13 protein-coding genes are annotated in these 16,184 nt (G+C 62.9%); 7 read left to right on the top strand and 6 right to left on the bottom strand.

Going from position 1 to position 16,184, the window contains the following annotated elements:
- Positions 1–505: 505 nt before the first annotated feature.
- From BUS42_RS02035 to BUS42_RS02015, 4 genes are all read right to left on the bottom strand, one after another.
- The gene (locus BUS42_RS02035) at positions 506–1,288 is read right to left on the bottom strand and encodes a class I SAM-dependent methyltransferase (protein ID WP_074304822.1); all 783 of its coding nucleotides are present in this window, start codon (positions 1,286–1,288) and stop codon (positions 506–508) included.
- 796 nt (positions 1,289–2,084) lie between these two features.
- Positions 2,085–2,918: a 3-keto-disaccharide hydrolase gene (locus BUS42_RS02025; protein ID WP_074304818.1), complete on the bottom strand. Its 834-nt coding sequence runs from the start codon at positions 2,916–2,918 to the stop codon at positions 2,085–2,087.
- A gap of 94 nt (positions 2,919–3,012) precedes the next feature.
- The gene (locus BUS42_RS02020) at positions 3,013–4,068 is read right to left on the bottom strand and encodes a cytochrome d ubiquinol oxidase subunit II (RefSeq protein WP_074304816.1); all 1,056 of its coding nucleotides are present in this window, start codon (positions 4,066–4,068) and stop codon (positions 3,013–3,015) included.
- A complete protein-coding gene (locus BUS42_RS02015) occupies positions 4,065–5,402 on the bottom strand; it encodes a cytochrome ubiquinol oxidase subunit I (protein WP_074304814.1) in 1,338 nt (445 codons plus the stop codon). Before BUS42_RS02015 ends, BUS42_RS02020 begins: the two co-directional genes overlap by 4 nt.
- Before the next feature lie 175 nt (positions 5,403–5,577).
- Between BUS42_RS02015 and BUS42_RS02010 the strand changes: the two genes are divergently transcribed.
- The 6 genes from BUS42_RS02010 (at position 5,578) to BUS42_RS01980 (ending at position 11,523) form a co-directional block, all read left to right on the top strand.
- Positions 5,578–5,955 carry an ArsR/SmtB family transcription factor gene (locus tag BUS42_RS02010; RefSeq protein WP_074304812.1) on the top strand — a complete coding sequence of 126 codons (378 nt, stop codon included), beginning with the start codon at positions 5,578–5,580 and terminating at the stop codon, positions 5,953–5,955.
- Positions 5,956–6,130: 175 nt separating this feature from the next.
- Positions 6,131–7,156 (top strand): low molecular weight phosphatase family protein, encoded by a 1,026-nt coding sequence (locus BUS42_RS02005; protein WP_074304811.1) that lies wholly within the window; start codon positions 6,131–6,133, stop codon positions 7,154–7,156.
- Between the two features lie 24 nt (positions 7,157–7,180).
- Positions 7,181–8,071 carry an arsenite methyltransferase gene (arsM, locus tag BUS42_RS02000; RefSeq protein ID WP_074304809.1) on the top strand — a complete coding sequence of 297 codons (891 nt, stop codon included), beginning with the start codon at positions 7,181–7,183 and terminating at the stop codon, positions 8,069–8,071.
- 538 nt (positions 8,072–8,609) lie between these two features.
- On the top strand, positions 8,610–8,996 hold the full coding sequence (locus BUS42_RS01995; RefSeq protein WP_074304807.1) for a hypothetical protein: 387 nt from the start codon (positions 8,610–8,612) through the stop codon (positions 8,994–8,996).
- Between the two features lie 171 nt (positions 8,997–9,167).
- Positions 9,168–9,716: a formaldehyde-activating enzyme gene (fae, locus tag BUS42_RS01990; RefSeq protein ID WP_074304805.1), complete on the top strand. Its 549-nt coding sequence runs from the start codon at positions 9,168–9,170 to the stop codon at positions 9,714–9,716.
- Positions 9,717–10,395: 679 nt separating this feature from the next.
- Entirely contained in the window at positions 10,396–11,523 is a 1,128-nt protein-coding gene (locus tag BUS42_RS01980) for a DmpA family aminopeptidase (RefSeq protein WP_074310578.1), read from the top strand.
- Positions 11,524–11,572: 49 nt separating this feature from the next.
- On the opposite strand, the gene BUS42_RS01975 is transcribed toward BUS42_RS01980, so the two are convergent.
- Both BUS42_RS01975 and BUS42_RS46120 read right to left on the bottom strand, forming a co-directional pair.
- Positions 11,573–12,871: a M48 family metallopeptidase gene (locus tag BUS42_RS01975; protein WP_074304801.1), complete on the bottom strand. Its 1,299-nt coding sequence runs from the start codon at positions 12,869–12,871 to the stop codon at positions 11,573–11,575.
- A 204-nt stretch (positions 12,872–13,075) separates the two neighbouring features.
- Complete coding sequence (locus BUS42_RS46120; RefSeq protein WP_074304799.1) at positions 13,076–14,269, bottom strand: hypothetical protein; 1,194 nt, start codon at positions 14,267–14,269, stop codon at positions 13,076–13,078.
- Positions 14,270–14,599: 330 nt separating this feature from the next.
- Here BUS42_RS46120 and BUS42_RS01965 point away from each other — a divergent pair, with 330 nt between their 5' ends.
- Positions 14,600–16,162: an ascorbate-dependent monooxygenase gene (locus tag BUS42_RS01965; RefSeq protein ID WP_074304797.1), complete on the top strand. Its 1,563-nt coding sequence runs from the start codon at positions 14,600–14,602 to the stop codon at positions 16,160–16,162.
- Positions 16,163–16,184: the final 22 nt, after the last annotated feature.

The following is a 16,184-nucleotide window of genomic DNA, read 5'->3' as shown; positions in this document are numbered from 1 at the left end:
TCTAACCCCACGAAGGTAGGCTGGGGCGAGACCTACAGCGGTTTACCGTCGAGTGGCACACGCTCTCGCCGGTTTCAGCCCCAAGGGGGCGGCCCAAGGTAGCCCGGGGCAACGCCCCGGGAAATCGATACGTTTAAATAGCATAGCCCTGTAAGGGCGGCCTAGTTCGAGCGGCGGACGTGCGATGTAGGTCGTTCTGTTATAACCTTTTAAGTCGCCCTTTCAGGGCTGCTAATCCTCGTGCTTGAACCCCCAGGGCGTTGCCCTGGGCTTCCTTGGACCGCCCCGTCGGGGCTGAATATAAACCAAATAGCCCGGGGCGTATTCAAGATATAAGGTTGTTTTGCAGTTTCAGAGTCTCATAAAGTGTTAACGACGTAGCGGGGCACGTCCGTGAATCGTTCTGAAATCGGGAAGTGATTTGCGTCCCGTTCCTAACCTGCTTCAGAGACTGTTGCCACGCGACCGGGATTTCCCCCCCGGCCCCGGGCGGCTCGCGATCGGGTCATGGCGATCCGAGCGAACGACGAACGCAGTACTGAAAGTGCTTCGCGTTCATCTCGATGCGTTGATCGATACTGAAACGGTCAAGAAAACCGAGGGCCGTCGCCCGCGGGAGCTGTTCGAGGTGCTCCCCCAGCAGGAAATGAAGGATCTTCCAACGATTCGGTTCGGAGTCGGGGAACGCGAGCGTGTATTGCACGTCCCGGCGGCGGAACGGGAACGCCAGCGCGACGAGGGCGTCCTCGAAGTCTTCCGCCGTGTGGTAAGGAACCGGCCGACCGAGCACGGCGAAGGCTTCGATCCAGATCTGGATGAGAACGTTCTCTTTTCCGGCGATCGAAGCTAGAAACAAACCGTCGGGCTTGAGCGCGTGCACAATCCGTGCGATTTCCTCACGCAAGGCCGGGACGTAATAGAAAACATGGTTGGACAGGGCCAGATCGAAGGAATCGGCCAGGCCCTCCGGCAGTTGCGCCCAGGCCTGAACGGGTGACGTTACATGCCCTTGAAGTCGCTCGATGGCCGCGCGTCGATAGTCGTCGACCGGCTCGACGAGGGTGAGTTCCACCTGACCGGCCGGCCAACCGGCGCGATCGAGGAACGGCTCGGTGAACGTACCCGGACCGCAGCCGAAATCGAGTATTCGGACGGGGCCCGCGCCAAGGGGGCACTCTCGAAGCCAGTCCAAGTAGGCGGCCAGATCGGCCTCGGCTTCGGTCGCGTGGGTGACGAAGAACTCGTAGTCGCTCTGGATCGGAGCGAAATCCTTCTCGGTCGCGGTCATTGTCGGATCACCCCTCTCTCAATCAAAGGAAGCGGCTCAAACAACCGACGCCGGATCGGGCCTTCAGACCCACGGAGTCACCGGTCCCCACTGGGGTCATTGAGGCGATCTCCTTCCTCGGCTCCCGGGAAAGGGCTCGGACGAACACTCCTGAGGAAGCCTTAACGTGGGGCAACGTGGACGAGGAAATGCCTTTCGTCCCGCCACCGGCGGCACGCGACAAGCTCAAAAGCGGCTCCCGTTTCACCGATCTCGATCGAAATCCAAAAAAAGATGTCACACCCTGGCGAAGCGCCGTACAGAACTCAACCTGACGAGAAACGAACCGGTAACGAGACCTCGAAGTGGCGAGGCATATCAATGGGTCGAAAGAAAAGTCAAGTGTGGTTACGTGTTTTCTTTGGACCTTCCACCAGTTTCACGACCCTTTCCCCCTGGGACCGTGGCTCCCTGGAAGCCCACTGGATGCACACGGTTCGGTCGCAACGACTTCGAGAACTCCAGGCTAAGGCGATGCGACAGAGGCGCGGGATTTACGCGAAAATCTGGCCGCCCCGACGGAAATACCTGGATGGCCTGCTCCATGGACTCGCCGGCGAGCTCCATCGGAGGGACAAGGGGGATTGACACAGTTTTCGGAATTCCCCCAATAACCAAGCGATCATCCCCCTCCTTCCCTCCTTCGAAAAATACAGAAACCACGAAGAATCAGAAAAACAAATCAAGCATTCATTTCTCATTCTCCGTGATTTCTCTCCCCTTCCGTGGTGAGCCAGCCTCCCTCACCTGCTCGCGTTCACTCCTCCAGTTCGAGAATCTCCACCTTGCGGAACTCGACCGGGTGACTCTCGCTCTGGAGCGAGATATAGCCTTCGCGCAGTCGCTTGTCCCCGCCTTTAATCAGCGCCCGGGCGTCGGCATCCTTCTCATCGTACTGGGTCTTCTCGTACGTCAGCACGGGTTCGCCGTTCACCCGATGCGTGATGATGCCGTCACCGTGGACCTCGACTTCCACCGTAACCCACTGGTCGCCCGCGTAGGTCTTGGACTTCGAGTCGGTGCAGTGCTGGGTGATCAGCTTATCGTTCATCACGATATGCGTCCCAGGGGTGCAGACGTTGGCTGTCGACCGCTCTTTCTTGCCGTCGCCCCCGAGAAACTGGACCTCAACGGAGACCGGAAACTCCTGATCCTTCCTCATGCTCTCGGGCGACTGGCAATGGAGCATCACACCGCTGTTGCGGATCGCCCAACCGGGACCGCCGGGGCACTGGTCGCCCACGAACCGGTATTCGATCCGCAGCTTGTAGTGGGAATACTTCTTCGCCGAGAAGAGATGACCGAATCTGCCGTCAAAGTTGGGATATCCATCAAAAGAGACCTTGATGACCCCATCTTCGACCCGAAACGTGTTGGCGTAATTCTCACCCACCTTGGACTTGGTGATCTTGGGGGTCCAACCTGCGAGGTCCTTGCCGTTGAACAGGCTGACCCAGCCTTTCTGACTCGCGGCCTCTTGGCCCCGGGCATCATTCCTTCCCACCAGAACGAGACAGAGGGCCAGAGGAGCGATCGTGACCAAGGTTCGGACGGATACGGGCCGAGGGCCGGCGGGGCGATTCTGGAACATGCGCGTTCACTCCGGGCTGAAGATCTAGCCGATTTCAAGTCAACGGCTGATTAGAACGGCCGCACGCGACCTCGTCAAAGGCCTGGATCGCAATTCAAGACTCGCCCCCCGTCGATTGCAGCGCGGCGCGATTCGCGGGGCGTGCGAACGTGTGCCCTTTGAAAACCCGGAAGAGATAATAGATCGACGGGAAGAGGATGAGCGAGCCGGCCGCCAGGGCTCCCAGCAGCAGCTTGTGGATCAGCGGCGGGGCCGCGCTGTTCTGGACCGTCAGGTCGGGGGGCACGAGATAAGGGTTTTGCGCCAAGGCACAGCCCCAGAGAATCAGCGCCACCTGAACCATCGCGGCCGCGCGTGCCCACTGATACCAGCGAAACCAGAGGCCGACCAGGGCGAGGATGGCACACGCCCCGGTCGCGATCCGAACCGGCAACCCCCAAGGTGAGCCGTCGAGCCCCTGAAAGACGAGCGGAGCGTCGCGGCGGGCGAGCAAATAGACCGCGTAGGCGAGCGCACCGACCAGCACCGCGGACACCAACGCCCGGCGGCGGAAATCATCCTGGAGCGCCACGTCCGCCGTCTCCAAGGTCAGATAGACCGCGGCCAGGTAGGAGAAGATCGCCAGGGTGAAGAAGCCGACCGTCAGCGGGAACGGGCGGAGCCAGGACGCGAAGAGAGGGAACCCTGCCTCGGGGTGAATGGCCAGCCTCCCGTTGGCGATCGCGCCGACAATCGTCCCGAGCAGCACGGGCGTGACCACGCTGGGGAGCGGAAAGGTCCGTCCCCACCGCTTCCGACCGAGCTCGGTGGTGTCATAGTGGGCAAACGTAAACGCCGAGCCCCGCAGGACGATGCCAATCAGCATCAAAGAAATCGGAACGTGCAGATCCGTCATGATGACCGCGAATGCGGCCGGAAAGCCGGTGAAGAGCAGGACGATCACGATGATCAGCCAGACGTGGTTCGCCTCCCAGACCGGGCCGATCGCATTCGCGATCAATTCATGCTGGGCCTCGGCGCGCGGTCCGCGCGCCAGCAGGTGCCAAACCCCCGCGCCGAAGTCCGCCCCGCCGAACAGGGCGTAGAGCGTCAGGGCCAGCAGCATCGCGAGGGCGATACCAACCTCCGGGGAAATCGCGATCAGGTTCATTTTCCACTCTCCGCGTCTGCAAGACCGGTCAGATCTTCCGCCCCGGGGCTCCTCCGAAACTGCATCCGCAAGAGCAGCACGACGACAACTCCAAGCATCAAGTAAAGCGTTGTGTATCCGACCATCGAGACCCAGAGCCCGCTGACCGGGGTCACAGCCTCAGTCGTCCGCATGATCTTCTGAATAATCCAAGGTTGCCGACCCACCTCGGTGACCGTCCACCCCGCCTCAATGGCCACCATGCCAAGCGGACTGGCCAGAACCACCGCGCGGAGGAACCAGGGGCCGTCGGGCAGCCGACGTTTCCGCAGGGCAACGATCCCGCCCCAAAGCGCGACGCCCATCATCACCGACCCGCATCCGACCATGGTTTGAAACGCCAGGTGAACGACCCGGACCGGAGGCCGGTCGGCCTTGGGCACGTCGTTGAGCCCGACCACCTCGGCGTCGATCGCGTTGTGCGCCAGCAAACTCAGGGCGCCTGGGATCTCCAGGGCAAACCGCGTTTCTCCAGTCTCGGGGTTGGGCCAGCCGCCGATCCGGAGCGGTGCGCGGCGCTCCGTCTTGAACTGCCCCTCCATCGCCGCCAACTTCACCGGTTGCGTCCGGGCCACGACCTTGGCCGAATAGTCTCCGCTGAGCGGTTGCAGGAGCGCCGCAGTGCCTCCTACCGCCAACGCGATCGCCAACGCCCGGCGATGAAATCGTACCGTTCGGTCGCGACTCAGGTAGAACGCATGCACCCCGGCCACCATGAACCCGGTCGCCGCGTAAGCCGCCAAGGTCATGTGCAAGGTTTCCGCCACCATCGACGGATTCCACAGAGCGGCGAACGGGTCGATGTTCGTCGCCTCCTTCCCCTGGAGCAGAAACCCGGCCGGCGTGTTCATCCAGGCATTCACCGAGACGACCAGGACCCCCGACAGGGCCCCGCTGACCGCCACGATCACGCCCGCCAGCCAGTGCGCGAGCGGAGGAACCCGATCCCACCCATAAATGTAGATCCCCAGAAAGATCGCCTCCGTAAAGAAGGCAAATCCTTCGAGTCCGAACCCGAGACCGATGATCGGCCCGGCGAAGTGCATGAAGTGGGGCCAGAGCAAGCCGAGCTCGAAAGAGAGGACCGTGCCCGAGACCGCGCCGACGGCAAACAGAATGGCCGCCCCACGCGCCCAGCTCCGCGCCAGGAACCGGTAGACCCCGTCACCGGTCCGCAGCCAACAAGCCTCGGCGATCACCATCATCAAGGGCAAGGCGATCCCAATCACCGCGAAGATGATATGGAACCCCAGCGAAATGGCCATCTGCCAACGTGCGGCCAGGAGGTTCGACATCCGTTGTTCCATCGTGCCTTGGGGGAATCCGCCCGCGCGGTCATCCCATGATACGACAACTCCGCCAACCCTGCCGATGGGGTAGCCCAAGACCAACCAACGGCCACGGTTGACAACCGCCCCGCAGCCCCCTATATTCGTCTAGGCGAATAAAGCGAACCGCGAAGGCGAACCGATGCCAGACACCCGACCGACTCCGACGTCCCCGACGCTTGCCGGCTCCACGGGCCTGCTTAAGGCGTTTGCCGACCCGGTCCGGCTTCGGCTCCTGAACTTGCTGGCCGAGGATCGGGAGATCTGCGTCTGCCACCTTCACGAAGCGCTCGGCTTGCCGCAGCCCACCGTCTCCCGCCACCTGGCCTACCTCCGAAAGCACGGCCTGGTCGTCGGTCGGAAGGAGGGGCTCTGGGTCCACTATCGCCTGGCCAAGCCGAAGTCGAGCCTGCATCGCACCTTGGTGGATAGCCTCGAAACCTGCCTCCACGAGCTCGACGTCTTCCAGGCAGACCGCCATCGACTCGCCCGGGCCGTCTCCTGCTGCGACGGCACCTGAGTCGATCGCCCCGAACATTTTTTTAGCCCACTCAATTCGCATTGCCCCATATAGAGCAACCCAGCAATTCAATTTACGTGCAATTACTGGTTCATCGGGTGGCCACAGCCCACCCAGGAATCGGCCAAAGAACCGACGCTGATGGGCCGAGCTCTCGCTTAAGAAAGGAGCAATCTTGACGACGCGTCACTTCACTTTCCTGGTGTCTGCCGCCTTGGCGACCGCGACGACCAGTGCTTCCCCTCCGCCAACGGCCCACGATCCGGGACCGCTGGTGCGTGCTCTCTGGCTCGTTCAGCGCCACGGCACACCGCAAGCGCTCGACCCGCAACGCGATCAGGCCGTCAAAGGGCGGCTCTTCAAAGCGTTGGGCAAGGAGCTCACCCTGACGGCAACGGAACTGAATGGCCTGATGGCAGCGTCGACGTTCGCCAAACTCGCCGGCCCCGACCAGCGGCTCGACCCCCAGGAGATCGCGATGGCACTGACTGCCGACGAACCCGCGTCGCGAACCCGATTGCTTCCCCAGATTCGGGCGCATGCGGACTTGCTGACAACCTCGTTCGACCTGATCGACGCGTCGCACCAGGCGGCCAGCCAAACGTTCGTCGCCTGGATCAGTCAGAAATACGTACCGGGCCAGACCTTGGACGTCACCTTGATCTGCACGGGAAATAGCCGACGCAGCATCCTCGGGGCGACGATGGGCAACATTGCCGCCGCCTACTACGGCATGCCCGAGATCCGGTTCCATAGTGGGGGCACGGCCCCGACCGCGTTCAACCCGCGCACCGTGAACGCCCTCCGCGCGATCGGCGTCGAGATCGACCCGACGGGTGACGAAGCACCGCGGGGAGAGCCCGCGACCGCGAACCCAATCTACCGGGTCCGCTGGGGAACCCCCAGCGCCTCCGATTCGCCCCGGCTCGAGACGACCGAGTTCTCCAAGCTCTACTCCGACCCTGCAAATCCCCAATCCGGCTTCGCCGCCCTTTTGGTCTGCGGTGAGGCCGACGCCGGATGCCCGGTCGTTCGAGGCACCTCCGTCCGGATCGCGATGCCCTACCTCGACCCCAAAATCTACGACGACGGCGACTACGAAACCGCCAAGTATGCCGAGCGGCGCGACGACATCGGCCGCCTGCTCTTCTCCGTGATGATGCGTGTTCGCAACCAACTCCACGAGCGTCCCACGAACTGACCGAACCCAGAGAGCCATCCTCAAATGTCTGATGCAATCACCCAAGCCGTAAAAAGTAAATATGGATCCGTAGCCCTGAGCGGCCTCTCGAGCGACCAGGCCGGAGTACGCGCCGTGGCCGAGGCGTTCGGTTACGCAACGGAAGAGCTGGCCTCGATTCCGGCCGAAGCCAACATGGGTCTATCGTGCGGCAACCCCACCGCCTTCGCCGGCCTCCGCGCCGGGGAGACGGTCGTCGACCTGGGCAGCGGCGGAGGGCTCGACGTGCTCCTGGCCGCGCGTAAAGTCGGGCCGACCGGCCGCGCCATCGGCATCGACATGACCGAGGAGATGATCGCGCTGGCCCGCAAAAACGCGGTCAACTCGGGCCTGACCAACGTCTCGTTCCACCTCGCGACCATCGACCAACTCCCCTTGCCCGCGGGCACGGTGGACTGCGTGATCAGCAACTGCGTGATCAACCTGGCCACCGACAAGGACGCCGTCTTCGAGGAGATCGCCCGAATCCTCAAGCCGGGCGGCCGACTCGCCATCAGCGACATCGCCCTCAAAAAAGAGCTCCCCCAGGAGCTGGCCGACGACGTGCTGGCCTACGTCGGATGCATCACCGGGGCCATTCCGATCGAGCAATATCGCGACGGTCTCGTCGCCGCCGGCTTCGCCCACGTCGAGGTGATCGACAGCAATGCCGACCTGAACGCCTACGCCAACGTCGAGAACCAGGCCGTCTGCTGCCCTCCTCCCCTGCCCTCCGCCACGGGCCTGCTGGCCGTCGTCGATGCCGGCTGTTGCTCCCCCGCCCCAACGCCGCCCAGCGACGAGTCCCTCCACGCCCGACTCGCCGACCTCCTACGGCGGTACGACGTGAACGACTATGCGGCCAGCGTGAAGGTCTACGCCGTGAAGCCACGTTGAATCCGCCTCAAGGAGCCCGCAAGCTCGCCTCACGGCTCCTCGCTTCCCTGGGACCGTGGGCGTCCCGCCCGCTCTTGAATTCGGCTCTTCAGCGGAATCAGTGGGTGGAGGGCATGGGAGGATGAACCACGGAGACACGGAGGCACAGGGAAGAGGAGAGCAATCCCGGCCCGAGCACTCGATGAACTTCGATTGCCGACTCGATCACCCGACCCATTAAATCTTGATCATTCACGACTCTTCCCTCTCCTCTGTGTCTCCGTGTCTCCGTGGTTCATCCCATTCTCTTCGGCAACAGGAACATCCAGGCCCGGACACTACGCCCTGAGTCGAATCACACCCACAGATTTTGCTGAGGAGCCTTGAATTCGATTCACCCGGCGAAATCCAAACACCGAACGTCCCGATCAGCCCGGGCCGGAGACATCACGAAAACTCGTATCGATTCCTCTCACATCCAGTGCTATCCTAAGAACCAGGACTTAACGTCTCCTTGCATCTGAATTCTTTCGTTGATCGAATCAGAGGGAGGATCACCATGGCTCAACAGGTGCTCCACGGATTCGCCTGGTACACCTATCCCGACGTCTTCGGGGCAGAAGAAACCGAATCCATCGCCGACCCCGGTCATCCGTTCGGCTCCCCCGTGGGCGAGGTTCGAATCCCGGAGGAGGTCCTCTACTATCGGCCCACGCAGGCGGCCGATGCCGGGGTCCGAAACGCGCAGCGGGACCACGCGTACCTTGTCCTTTCCAAGACCCAGTTCCACCCCAGACTTTGCAACGGCTGGGAGTCCGAGCCGGCCGCCCTGACCGACACGTTCAAGACCGGGGACGGGAAGGTGCGTCTGGTCAAGGTCGTTCAGGTCCACCATCGACACTCAGGGGACCTCATCGAGTGCGAGTTGAAAGTCGATGAGGGTTGATCGTCACGAGGAGGGAGGGAGGCTCGAAGCAGAATTGAGGCGCGTCGCTTGGGTTGGCGCGGTCACGGCTACGGGCAATAATCGTGCCTTCGAACTCGAGGCCGACGGGGCAAGAGGGAATCCCGATCTCCGAGCCGCCCTCATTCCAATGACGAGCGTGAAGGAACCAACATGAGCGATCGAATCGTCCTGCGGACCGGCGAAGCCTTAGTGGAAGGTCCCGAGGACTACATGGCCGCCGAGCCCGAGGTCGTCATCGGCGAGCTCGACGGCCCGGTCGGAAACGCGCTGGCCAGCCTGATTGGCGAGCAGGTCAAGGGACACACCAAGGTCTTCGCCATCCTGAACAGCGACGTGCAAGTGCGGCCGGCGACCGTCATGGTCAGCAAGGTCACAGTCAAGGGGGGCAAGTACACCAACATCCTCATGGGCACCGTCCAGGCGGCGATCGCCAACGGCGTGCTCGACGCCGTGCGTGAGGGCGTGATCCCCAAGGACAAGGTCAACGACCTCGGCATCATCTACTCGGTCTGGCTCGACCCCGCCGTCACCAAGGCTGATAAGCTCGACCACAAAGCGCTGTTCGACGTCCATCGCGAGGCGACCCTGAAAGTGATCCGCAAGGCGATGAACCACGAGCCGACGATCGACTGGCTGCTCGAGAACCAGGACAAGGTGGAGCACTACTACCACAAGCTTGGACTTGACGGCGAAATCTGAATTCAAGTAGGCGTGGCCCCGATCTGCTCAGAAGCGGGGCCGCACGGTTTGTTGTGGAGCATTGCCGTAGCCTATCTGTTCGTGAGCGGGATCGAATGATGAACGCCGCTCACGTAACCACATACGGCCCGAGTCGCCCCCAGGATTGTCGCGGCCTGAATTCGAGGTCGTCGGCCCAATCGTAATCCGGTTCCGCGTTGTAGATTTTGCAACCCCTCTTGGCGACCTTTGTGAGCCATCGGCGGCGGCGTCGGAGTACACACGGCTTCAGATAGCAATCGTGCCGCTTCTTGTGCCACTTGCAGTGATGGAGGGGGAACGCACCCTCGGCGAGGATTAGCTTGCGGAACCTACGAATTGCGTCGGCAATTGACTCATCCTCGCCTACTTCGATCCAGACACCCATACTTACGCGCGTCTTCACGGCTAACGCAACGCCGGTGGAAATGTGTAACTGCCCAATGGAACCAAGTCTCAACCCATGATGCCCTGATCTAGCCTGTTCCGCAAGAGAACGGTAGCATCACCAGCAGGGACTCGAGGTCGGGGACAGCATCCCCACGGAGGACCGTGGGAACGAGGGGGATTCTTAGCGCTGTGGCGGGTCGTTAAAAATCATCCCATTCGAGCCAACCTGCGATCGAGGTGAGTGTTGTTTTCATCAATTTTGCACGCGATGATGTTGATCCTGGTCGTTGCGAGCTTCGCGAGCGCCGCGGACGGAAACGAACGCCGGCCGCGAGCGCGGGAGCTCGGGATCGCGCCTGGGGTTTTTCCGCCTGGGCCGCTGAACGCGATCACCGACGTGGCCGGCTTGGAAGTCGGGCATACGACGATCGTTGAAGGGGATGAGGTCCACACGGGAGTGACCGCCATCCTGCCGCATGGCGGCAACCTGTTTCAGGACAAAGTCGCCGGCGCAGTGTTCGTGGGCAACGCGTTCGGCAAGCTTGCCGGCTCGACTCAGGTTGAGGAACTCGGCACGATCGAGACGCCGATCGTCCTGACCAACACCTTGGCGGTCGGCACCGCGATCGAGGCGGTCGTGGCGCACATGCTGGCCCAGCCCGGCAATGAAGCGGTCCGCTCGGTCAACGCGCTGGTCGGCGAGACCAACGACTCGGAACTGAACGACATCCGCCGGATGCCGGTGACGCGTGCCCATGTGCTCGCGGCGATCCGCGACGCAAAGGAAGGGCCGGTGGCCGAAGGGAGCGTCGGAGCGGGGACCGGGACCCAGTGCTTCGGCTGGAAAGGGGGGATCGGGACCGCTTCCCGAAAGCTCCCCGCGCGGTATGGCGGCCACACGCTCGGCGTGCTCGTGCAGACGAACTACGGGGGCGTGCTCACCATCGCCGGCGCACCGGTCGGCAAGGAGCTCGGCCGCTATTCGTTCGCGCCGCCTCGGGAGGAAGTCCAAGGCCGAGATGACGGCTCGTGCATGATCGTCGTGGCCACCGACGCCCCGCTCGACGCACGCGACCTCCGCCGGCTCGCGGCGCGGGCGATCTACGGCATGGGACGCACCGGAGCCTCGTACGCAAACTCCAGCGGCGACTTCGCCATCGCGTTCTCAACTTCACCCGAGGCTCGTTCGCAACACGGCGCGATGCAACCGCGGACGCGAACGCTCGTCCCCCCCGATGCCCTCTCCCCCTTGTTCCAGGCAGCCCTGGAAGCCACCGAAGAGGCGATCGACAACTCACTGCTCCAGGCGACCACCGTCCGTCGGGGCGGTCAAACCGCCGAAGCCATCCCCATCGATCGGCTCCGAGCGATCCTCAAGAAGTACGGGACAACGCCCTGAGCCGGGAGCGTCTTCCCACGAATCGGCATGATCGGGCGGCCCGCTCCAATCAGGTCAGCGAGCCATTCCCTACTGGCGATGGCAAACCCACTGGAAACGCGTGGCGCCCTTGAAAATCCGTCAACGCCTCGGATTCTCCATCGATCTGATTGGATGGCGCGAAGATAGACCCCAACCAAACCCAAAAAAGGAACAATATAACAATGGACGGGAGATGGGCCATGAAATTGCGAGGAGGAGGCATGGGCCTGGGATAGTCGGGCGTCACTCCCGCGGTAATCATTCGATCATAGAGATGCGGATGCACCTCCTTCAGAGGGCCAACCACCGGCATCAAGTTCGCCTCGTACATCTTCTCGAGCGCGCGAGCGTAAGTGCCCGCGGTCTCCCCCTCGTGGGCATGTCCAAGCTCGTCCGAGCGTTCCTCCATGCGTCTCCCGAACCGCCCGAGAACGAGCCGGCCCAGAAAAAAGACCGCCAACGGGACCACCGCCGCACCAACACCGTAAGAGCCAGCCAACGGAATCGCCGCCACACTAACGACCGACAGATAGGCGCCGGCAACCTGGGTCATATACACGATTCGCGGTTCGTTGAGATGTCCCAACTCGTGCACGGCCAGGGCGACCAGCTCATCGTCTTCCAATGCATCAAGAATCGGCATCGTGAACACAAGCGATTGCGAGACCGGTAAGGCGAGCGCCATGGAATTGGGCGAGCGGAGTTCAAAGATCGCTCGAGGACGAATGCCTACCCGCGTGGCGGCCCGTTCGACGATCTCGGTCAATCGAGGCGAGGCCGGGCCGGCCAGACCGAATCGAACGAGCAGGGTCAACCACGCTCCGGAGACGAAAAAGGTCGCGATGGCCGTCCCCAAGGTCAGCACGGCCACGGCGGCCCATCCCATCCGAGTCGGAATGAGCGCGAGCATCGTCGCGAATACAAAGAGCCCCGGGGAGGTAAGAATCCAGTGGAGGGCTATTCCCGTGGCACCCGGCTGGCGGCTCGGCCGGCTCAAGCGACGTTCGAGCCGATTCCCCTCGACCAAACTGCCGAGTGACAAGGCGAAACCGCCAATGGCTGCAGAGAGGGACGCTCCTCGGCTGATCGGAGCTTGAGCCAGCATTACGAAGAGCAAGACGCCGAAGTAGACTGGCCAGAAAACCGCGTTATAGGCGACGAGCTGACGCGCAGGATAAACGCGTCTCGCCCGCTCGAACCAGGGTTCATTGTCCGCCTGACGTATCCCTCTCAAGGCGATCGTCACCCCGAGCCAGGTCATCAACCAGCCGAGGCCGAACGAAGCCAACCCCAAAAGCAAAGCAATCACCGCGATCGACAAAGACATCAAATGCGACCTCCCTCGCCATCATTCTCCGCGCCATCCCAAGGCCGGATTGTGACCGCGAGCCGACGCCAGGGGTCAGTCTGGTCGCTCGACGATATCAGAACGGGCGGTCAGCTCCTATCAGATCGCGATGAGATCATTCCCCGTTCTTTTGGATTTCGCCCACTTGGTCGTCCTGGTCAGCAGGGATCAGTTCAGTTCAGATCAAGGCAAAACCCGATTCAGGAGGCGCTGAACGAACGGCGGCACCGCGTCGGGGACGACCACGCCCGCCGGCCCGTAGAGAGGACTCGGAGGTCGAATCATGCGATAGGGCATCCGATAGCGATAGTCGACGATCGGAGGGCCGACTGGCCCATAGCGGCCTCTCGGGGTCACGACCACAATCGGTGGTGCCGGGTCTAATGCGCGGTCGGCGGCCTCTTGCTCCGCCTCGGACAACAGGTCGCGGCCCCCGTCCGAGGGAGGCAGATCATCAAGGCCCGCGTTGGGATCCGTGGCCGTTGCCGGTTCCGATTCGATGATGGCCGGAGGAAGTTCGCCGGGACGAGCCACCGCGTGGCGGCGGATGTCGGACAAACCTGGCCCCGTGTCTCGGGTCCAGTAGCCAGCGCGATAGTGCCAGCCATCCGCCTGACGGGACCAGCGTGCCGAAACCCAGTCCCAACCGGGTTGAACTTGCGCCCAGAAGCCGCTCTTCCAGACCGCGCGGTCACCGTCGGGGGTGTACTGACCGGGGATGTAGAAAAAGTCGGGGCCGGGCGCGGGACCAGGTGATTCCGCGGGACGATCGGCGGGAGGTCCGCTGATCCGCCATCCGGGCGCGTTCGCGGCAGCAGTCTCAGTGGCAGGAGCAAGTGCAGCCGCCGGAGCAGGTGCGGCATCCCGACCCGCCCGGCCTTGCTGGCGCGGGCTCCAGAATCCAGGAACGCGATACCAGCCGTCGGCGTCGCGCATCCAGCGACTCTCGACCCAGATCGAGTTGGCGGGAGGAACGCGCCAGGCCCCCGAGACCCAGTCGAAGTCATTGCGGGCCGGATCCCATGACCAGTAGCCCCCAAACCATCGTGCCGAGGGAGCCGGACGATCGGTCGAGGGACGCTCCGCCACCGGAGCGGGGGGCGACTTCGGGGCCCGCTCCGGTTTTGACCGAGTCTCCGTAAGCCTCAAGGCATCGTGGAGCGGGGCGTTCGTGGTCTCAAGTTCGCCCGCCTGAGCCGCTTCAGGTTCAGGCGCCTCCGCGGGTGGAGGCGGAAGCGTTGGCTCCCCGACGAGCGGCCCCTCAAGGACCGGCGGGGCGTCCGGCTTCGCCTGAGCCCGCGCCTCCGAAGCGACGAAACCCGTTCCCGACCCGAGCAAAACGGTCGAGATCACCCAACCCCAGCGTGAAACGACCATAACAATCACTCCGACGGTGCAAGCTCTCACGAATACAGTCCGTTCGAGTTCATTCCGCCTCATGAACCTGCATATTCCGGGCCAGCGCGTCCAAAGGGCCGGGCAATTCGCCTTGGCCACTCGTCAGGGAGGCCCATGCGCGCTCCCAGGATGAAGCCCAGCAGGCGGGCCGCCCAGGCCGATTCCCAACGGCCGCGGGAATCCCAGACGGCAGCGACTCACCCCAAAGATACAGAATCGGAAACATGGGTACGGTGCCCAGGGTATCGTGTACGACTTGAAAAAAACACAACGCTCCCACCTGGTCCGCGATTGAGGGCGTCAACGCTCATGATAATGCGAATCCACGGGTCCCCCCATTTCGCCCTGCTTTCCCTGGCGTGTCTCTTGTTATTTTCAAGCGAGAGCAGGGCCACGGACGGGACCGATCCGGCCGCTCCTCAAGTTGAGCTCAAGAAGGGGTCGGTGACGTTCACCAAGGACATCGCTCCCCTGGTGTTCAACCACTGTTCCTCCTGCCATCGTCCCGGAGAGGTGGCCCCCTTCTCCTTGCTGGGCTACCGCGACCTGAGCAAGCGGGCCAAGTTGATCCGATCCGTGATCGAGGAGCGAGTGATGCCCCCCTGGAAGGCGGAGCCGGGCTTCGGCCATTTCGCCGACGAACGGCGGTTGAGCGACGACCAGATCGCCACGTTCGTCCGCTGGATCGAGGACGGCACTCCCGAAGGAGACCCGGCCGACCTTCCCCCAGCGCCCAAGTTCGTGGCGGGCTGGAAGCTCGGCGAGCCGGACCTGGTCGTCAAGATGGCCGAGCCTCACCCCCTCGAGGCCGAGGGCCCCGACATTTACCGCTGTTTCGTCATCCCGCTCAAGGTGCCGGCCGGCAAGTATCTCAAAGCGGTGGAGTACCGCCCTGGAAATCGGCGGATCGTGCACCACGCCGTGCTGACCACGCTTCCCGAGCGGGTCGCGAAGGCGAAACTGGCCGAGGGGGACGGCAAGAGCTTCGGCAGCGGCCTGGCTCCTCCGGGCCAGTTGCTCCCGGGCCAGCTCGCCTTCTGGACCCCCGGCATGGAGCCCCGCCCGCTGCCGGACGGATTCGCCGCGGAATTTCCCAGCCAGTCCGACCTCGTCCTGCAACTCCACCTCCACCCCAGCGGCAAGCCGGAGTCCGAGCAATCGTCGATCGGCTTCCACTTCACCGACCAGAAACCACAGGGAAGACTTAAACTTGTTCTCTTGAACAACAATCGAATCGATATCCCTGCCGGAGATGCGCACCATGTCGTCAACGCCTCGAGAACACTCCCAGGCCCGGTCGACCTCTACGGCGTTTTCCCGCACATGCACCTGATCGGTCGCTCCGTGAAGGTCACCGCAACGCTCCCCGACGGCACGACGAAGCCGGTAATTTCCATCCCCGATTGGGACTTCAACTGGCAGAACTATTATCAATATCAGACCCCACTGAGCCTCCCGGCCGGAACCAAGCTCGAGGGGACCTGGACCTTCGACAACTCCGCCGACAACGCGGCCAACCCAAGCCATCCTCCGACCCGCGTGACCTACGGCGAGCAGACGACCAACGAGATGGCGATCCTCACGCTCGACGTCATCCCCACCGGCCCCGCCACGAAACAGGCGGCCGAGCCCCCCAAGCCCCCCTCCCCCAAAGAGATCACCAAGCGAACCGCCGATGCGATGCGCCTGATGGACAAGGACGGCGACGGCAAATTGAGCCTCGACGAAATCGTGACGATCATCGGCGCCTTGGAAACCAGGGCCGAGATGGAGAAGCGTTTGATCGAGTTCGATCGCGACGGCGACAAAAAGTTGAACCCGGCCGAAGTCGCCGAAACGCTCAAGTCGCTTCGAAGCCGCCGAAACCCGTAACCGAGCCCGCCTGACCTGTCTT

Origin of the sequence: Singulisphaera sp. GP187, from assembly GCF_900129635.1 — a bacterium.
Taxonomy (GTDB): domain Bacteria; phylum Planctomycetota; class Planctomycetia; order Isosphaerales; family Isosphaeraceae; genus Singulisphaera.
The sequence above is the reverse complement of the archived record's forward strand: the minus strand, read 5'-3'. Positions and strand labels throughout refer to the sequence as shown.

What these genes read in the sequence shown, in the direction of transcription:
- BUS42_RS02025 (WP_074304818.1), bottom strand. Translation starts at nt 2,918, where the DNA reads ATGTTCCAGAATCGCCCCGCCGGCCCTCGGCCCGTATCCGTCCGAACC.
- arsM (WP_074304809.1), top strand. Translation starts at nt 7,181, where the DNA reads ATGTCTGATGCAATCACCCAAGCCGTAAAAAGTAAATATGGATCCGTA.
- BUS42_RS02020 (WP_074304816.1), bottom strand. Translation starts at nt 4,068, where the DNA reads ATGAACCTGATCGCGATTTCCCCGGAGGTTGGTATCGCCCTCGCGATG.
- BUS42_RS46120 (WP_074304799.1), bottom strand. Translation starts at nt 14,269, where the DNA reads ATGGTCGTTTCACGCTGGGGTTGGGTGATCTCGACCGTTTTGCTCGGG.
- BUS42_RS01975 (WP_074304801.1), bottom strand. Translation starts at nt 12,871, where the DNA reads ATGTCTTTGTCGATCGCGGTGATTGCTTTGCTTTTGGGGTTGGCTTCG.
- BUS42_RS01995 (WP_074304807.1), top strand. Translation starts at nt 8,610, where the DNA reads ATGGCTCAACAGGTGCTCCACGGATTCGCCTGGTACACCTATCCCGAC.
- BUS42_RS02035 (WP_074304822.1), bottom strand. Translation starts at nt 1,288, where the DNA reads ATGACCGCGACCGAGAAGGATTTCGCTCCGATCCAGAGCGACTACGAG.
- BUS42_RS01965 (WP_074304797.1), top strand. Translation starts at nt 14,600, where the DNA reads ATGATAATGCGAATCCACGGGTCCCCCCATTTCGCCCTGCTTTCCCTG.
- fae (WP_074304805.1), top strand. Translation starts at nt 9,168, where the DNA reads ATGAGCGATCGAATCGTCCTGCGGACCGGCGAAGCCTTAGTGGAAGGT.
- BUS42_RS02010 (WP_074304812.1), top strand. Translation starts at nt 5,578, where the DNA reads ATGCCAGACACCCGACCGACTCCGACGTCCCCGACGCTTGCCGGCTCC.
- BUS42_RS02015 (WP_074304814.1), bottom strand. Translation starts at nt 5,402, where the DNA reads ATGTCGAACCTCCTGGCCGCACGTTGGCAGATGGCCATTTCGCTGGGG.
- BUS42_RS01980 (WP_074310578.1), top strand. Translation starts at nt 10,396, where the DNA reads ATGTTGATCCTGGTCGTTGCGAGCTTCGCGAGCGCCGCGGACGGAAAC.